This window comes from Corynebacterium sp. H113, from assembly GCF_037572315.1.
Taxonomy (GTDB): Bacteria; Actinomycetota; Actinomycetes; order Mycobacteriales; family Mycobacteriaceae; genus Corynebacterium.
The window spans coordinates 1-5589 of record NZ_JBBHKZ010000006.1 but is presented as its reverse complement, the minus strand read 5'-3'; the positions used below and the strand labels follow the sequence as shown (position 1 = coordinate 5589).

3 rRNA genes are annotated in these 5589 nt (G+C 54.0%); all 3 read right to left on the bottom strand.

What is annotated here, in order from left to right:
* Positions 1–47 precede the first annotated feature (47 nt).
* Positions 48–164, bottom strand: a 5S ribosomal RNA gene (gene rrf / locus WG938_RS10750).
* 113 nt (positions 165–277) lie between these two features.
* A 23S ribosomal RNA gene (locus WG938_RS10745) occupies positions 278–3349 on the bottom strand.
* Between the two features lie 374 nt (positions 3350–3723).
* Positions 3724–5240 (bottom strand): 16S ribosomal RNA (locus tag WG938_RS10740).
* Together the 16S, 23S and 5S rRNA genes form the textbook arrangement of a ribosomal RNA operon.
* Between the last annotated feature and the right edge of the window lie 349 nt (positions 5241–5589).

Here is a 5589-nt window from a genome sequence, read left to right as displayed (position 1 = left end):
AAAAAAAGGGGGCCCAGCCCACAAGGACCAGACCCCCACAAAAACAATGCCGGCAGCGACCTACTCTCCCACACCCTCCCGAGTGCAGTACCATCGGCGCAGGCAGACTTAGCTTCCGGGTTCGGAATGAGACCGGGCGTGACCCCGCCGCTAACACCACCGACAAAAACACAACACAACACAAACACACCACAACGGGTGCACGGTGTCATGCCAGACACTGAACAACGGACGCGAACAACTCGTTACACCAACAAACCATGACCACAATCACAACATGTGTTGTTATATCGGCACATTAGTACCGGTCACCTCCACACATCACTGTGCTTCCAGATCCGGCCTATCAACCCCATCATCTATAGGGAACCTCAAATGAAACCTAATCTCGAAACAGGCTTCCCGCTTAGATGCTTTCAGCGGTTATCCCTTCCGTACGTAGCCAACCAGCCATGCTCCTGGCGGAACAACTGGCACACCAGAGGTACGTCCATCCCGGTCCTCTCGTACTAGGGACAGCCTTCCTCAAGTTTCAACGCGCGCGGCGGATAGAGACCGAACTGTCTCACGACGTTCTAAACCCAGCTCGCGTGCCGCTTTAAAGGGCGAACAGCCCTACCCTTGGGACCTACTCCAGCCCCAGGATGCGACGAGCCGACATCGAGGTGCCAAACCATCCCGTCGATATGGACTCTTGGGGAAGATCAGCCTGTTATCCCCGGGGTACCTTTTATCCGTTGAGCGACACCGCTTCCACAAGCCAGTGCCGGATCACTAGTCCCTAGTTTCCTACCTGCTCGAGCTGTCACTCTCACAGTCAAGCTCCCTTGTGCACTTACACTCAACACCTGATTGCCAACCAGGCTGAGGGAACCTTTGGGCGCCTCCGTTACTCTTTAGGAGGCAACCGCCCCAGTTAAACTACCCACCAGGCACTGTCCCCAACCCAGATCATGGGCCAAGGTTAGACATCCAATACGATCAGAGTGGTATTTCAACAACGACTCCACAACCACTAGCGTAGCCGCTTCACAGTCTCCCACCTATCCTACACAAACCGAATCGAACACCAATACCAAGCTATAGTGAAGGTCCCGGGGTCTTTTCGTCCTGCCGCGCGTAACGAGCATCTTTACTCGTACTGCAATTTCGCCGGGTCTGTGGTTGAGACAGCAGGGAAGTCGTTACGCCATTCGTGCAGGTCGGAACTTACCCGACAAGGAATTTCGCTACCTTAGGATGGTTATAGTTACCACCGCCGTTTACTGGGGCTTAAATTCTCCGCTTCGGCGTTACCGCCTAACAGGTCCTCTTAACCTTCCAGCACCGGGCAGGCGTCAGTCCGTATACATCGACTTACACGTCTTCGCACGGACCTGTGTTTTTAGTAAACAGTCGCTTCCCTCTATTCTCTGCGGCCACCACCAGCTCAACACGTCGTTCACCAGCAGTGGCCCCCCTTCTCCCGAAGTTACGGGGGCATTTTGCCGAGTTCCTTAACCACAGTTATCCCGATCGCCTTAGTATTCTCTACCTGACCACCTGTGTCGGTTTAGGGTACGGGCCATGTTCCCACATCGCTAGAGGCTTTTCTCGACAGCATAGGATCACCAACTTCCCCACAACGGGTACGCATCACGCCTCACCCACAATGCATGGCGGATTTACCTACCACACGGGCCACACGCTTACACCACGACAATCCATCACGTGGCACGGCTACCTTCCTGCGTCACCCCATCACTTGGCTACTACCAGATCAGGTCCCTTGCATCCACACACCACAACAAAGCCAAAGACTCCATCACAGCACGCTTCAGGAAGGTTAGTATCACTGATTCACCATGGTCGCAAAAACACGGGTACGGGAATATCAACCCGTTATCCATCGACTACGCCTGTCGGCCTCGCCTTAGGTCCCGACTCACCCTGGGAGGATTAACCTGGCCCAGGAACCCTTAGTCATTCGGCGGAGGAGTTTTCCACTCCTCATTCGCTACTCATGCCTGCATTCTCACTCGCACACACTCCACCAACGGTCACCCCCTGGCTTCAACACATGCACGACGCTCCCCTACCCACCCAACAAAAATGTTGAGTGCCGCGGCTTCGGCGGTGTACTTGAGCCCCACTACATTGTCGGCGCAGAACCACTCGACCAGTGAGCTATTACGCACTCTTTCAAGGATGGCTGCTTCTAAGCCAACCTCCTGGTTGTCTTCGCGATCCCACATCCTTTTCCACTTAGTACACCCTTAGGGGCCTTAGCCGGCGATCTGGGCTGTTTCCCTCTCGACTACGAAGCTTATCCCCCGCAGTCTCACTGCCGTGCTCTCACCTCACCGGCATTCGGAGTTTGGCTGATGTCGCTAAGATGATAGTCCCGCTAAACCAACCAGTAGCTCTACCTCCAGGAGGAAACACACGACGCTGCACCTAAATGCATTTCGGGGAGAACCAGCTATCACGGAGTTTGATTGGCCTTTCACCCCTACCCACAACTCATCCCCTCAGTTTTCAACCTAAGTGGGTTCGCGCCTCCACAAAGTCTTACCTCTGCTTCACACTGGCCATGGGTAGATCACCCCGCTTCGGGTCCAGGACATGCCACTACAACGCACATAAATACTCGCTTTCGCTACGACTACCCCACACGGGTTAACCTCGCGACATGCCGCTGACTCGCAGGCTCATTCTTCAAAAGGCACGCCATCACCCACAAGGGCTCTGACGGATTGTAAGCACACGGTTTCAGGTACTATTTCACTCCCCTCCCGGGGTACTTTTCACCATTCCCTCACGGTACTATCCGCTATCGGTCACAGCAGGTATTCAGGCTTACCGGGCGGTCCCGGCAGATTCACAGCAGATTCCACGAGCCCGCTGCTACTTGGGAACACACACAACTGGCAAACAACAATTTTCACGTACCGGGCTATCACCGTCTACGGCAGGCCATTCCAAGCCACTTCCACTAACCATCATTTACACCAGCGCACAGTTGGCAGACCATGCACGCACACGTCCCACAACACCACACACGCAACCACTGCCACGTATCACACGCATGCGGTTTAGCCATCATCCGCGTTCGCTCGCCACTACTAACGGAATCATTATTATTTTCTCTTCCTACGGGTACTAAGATGTTTCACTTCCCCGCGTAACCACCACACAGACTATGAATTCATCTGCAGGCGACCGCACATAACTACGGCCAGGTTTCCCCATTCGGACACCCTCGGATCAACGCTTAGTTGACAACTCCCCGAGGACTATCGCGGTCTCTCACGTCCTTCATCGGCCTACTATGCCAAGGCATCCACCGTGTGCCCTTAAAAAACAACACACAAAGTAACTCACAAAACACTAAGAACAATCACACACACCAACCACCACCAAAGGCAACAGTCAGCACATGCAACAACCTAGAAAAAATCACAGAATAAATTAGAAAAACAAGATGCTCGCGTCCACTATCCAGTTCTCACACAACACCCACCACACACACCCACCCCACAACGAGGCAAGCACACACAGCAGCAGAAACAACACACAAACGTGCCATTCCAGACACCCAACAGCGCACCGACACACAACACTTCGCGACACACACCAACCACTCGCACCCCAACGGCACGCGGCAAGCATCCACCCTAAAAAAATAAAAACAGCCACCATCACCAACACGATGACACCAACTGCTGAAAAAAAACTCCTTAGAAAGGAGGTGATCCAGCCGCACCTTCCGGTACGGCTACCTTGTTACGACTTCGTCCCAATCGCCAATCCCACCTTCGACAGCTCCCTCAAAAGTTAGGCCACTGGCTTCGGGTGTTACCGACTTTCATGACGTGACGGGCGGTGTGTACAAGGCCCGGGAACGTATTCACCGCAGCGTTGCTGATCTGCGATTACTAGCGACTCCGACTTCACGGGGTCGAGTTGCAGACCCCGATCCGAACTGAGACCGGCTTTATGAGATTAGCTCACCCTCACAGGCTCGCAACCCACTGTACCGGCCATTGTAGCATGTGTGAAGCCCTGGACATAAGGGGCATGATGATTTGACGTCATCCCCACCTTCCTCCGAGTTGACCCCGGCAGTTTCTCACGAGTCCCCACCATAACGTGCTGGCAACATAAGACAAGGGTTGCGCTCGTTGCGGGACTTAACCCAACATCTCACGACACGAGCTGACGACAACCATGCACCACCTGTATACGAGCCACAAGGGAAACGACATCTCTGCCGCCGTCCCGTATATGTCAAGCCCAGGTAAGGTTCTTCGCGTTGCATCGAATTAATCCACATGCTCCGCCGCTTGTGCGGGCCCCCGTCAATTCCTTTGAGTTTTAGCCTTGCGGCCGTACTCCCCAGGCGGGGCGCTTAATGCGTTAGCTACGGCACAGAAGTCGTGGAAGACCCCTACACCTAGCGCCCACCGTTTACGGCATGGACTACCAGGGTATCTAATCCTGTTCGCTACCCATGCTTTCGCTCCTCAGCGTCAGTTACTGCCCAGAGACCTGCCTTCGCCATTGGTGTTCCTCCTGATATCTGCGCATTTCACCGCTACACCAGGAATTCCAGTCTCCCCTACAGTACTCAAGTTATGCCCGTATCGCCTGCACGCCCGGAGTTAAGCCCCGGAATTTCACAGACGACGTGACAAACCACCTACGAGCTCTTTACGCCCAGTAATTCCGGACAACGCTCGCACCCTACGTATTACCGCGGCTGCTGGCACGTAGTTAGCCGGTGCTTCTTCTCCATCTACCGTCAGAAAACCTTCGTCGATGGTGAAAGGAGTTTACAACCCGAAGGCCGTCATCCCCCACGCGGCGTCGCTGCATCAGGCTTCCGCCCATTGTGCAATATTCCCCACTGCTGCCTCCCGTAGGAGTCTGGGCCGTGTCTCAGTCCCAATGTGTCCGTCCACCCTCTCAGGCCGGATACCCGTCGACGCCTTGGTAGGCCATTACCCCACCAACAAGCTGATAGGCCGCAGGCCCATCCCACACCGAAAAAACTTTCCACCATGTTCCTACAACATGGTCCTATCCGGTATTAGACCCAGTTTCCCAGGCTTATCCCGAAGTGCAGGGCAGGTCACCCACGTGTTACTCACCCGTTCGCCACTCGTGTACCCCTGCAAGCAGGGGCCTTACCGTTCGACTTGCATGTGTTAAGCACGCCGCCAGCGTTCGTCCTGAGCCAGGATCAAACTCTCCACAAAAACCTTCAATCAGAAAAATCCGCAGAAAGCCAAACCTAGCAAAAAGAACAAACAACAAACCACACAAAAGCATGGCCTGGCATTCATCCAAAATAAAAAATGTCTATCACCACTCACACACCCCGACAGGGATGACACCAACAAAAGCCAGCGCCAAAAAAAGGGCATGCAAGCAAAGCAATACACACAAACAACATCGGTAAAATAAGGGCCACCAAAAAAGACCCAGGTACCCACCAACGCAATCCATGCGCATCACAAAATAAAGTACATCGGCACACTATCGAGTTCTCAAACAACACCACCACCAACAACCACACACCAACCGTGCGCGCCCCCTGGCAGCGAA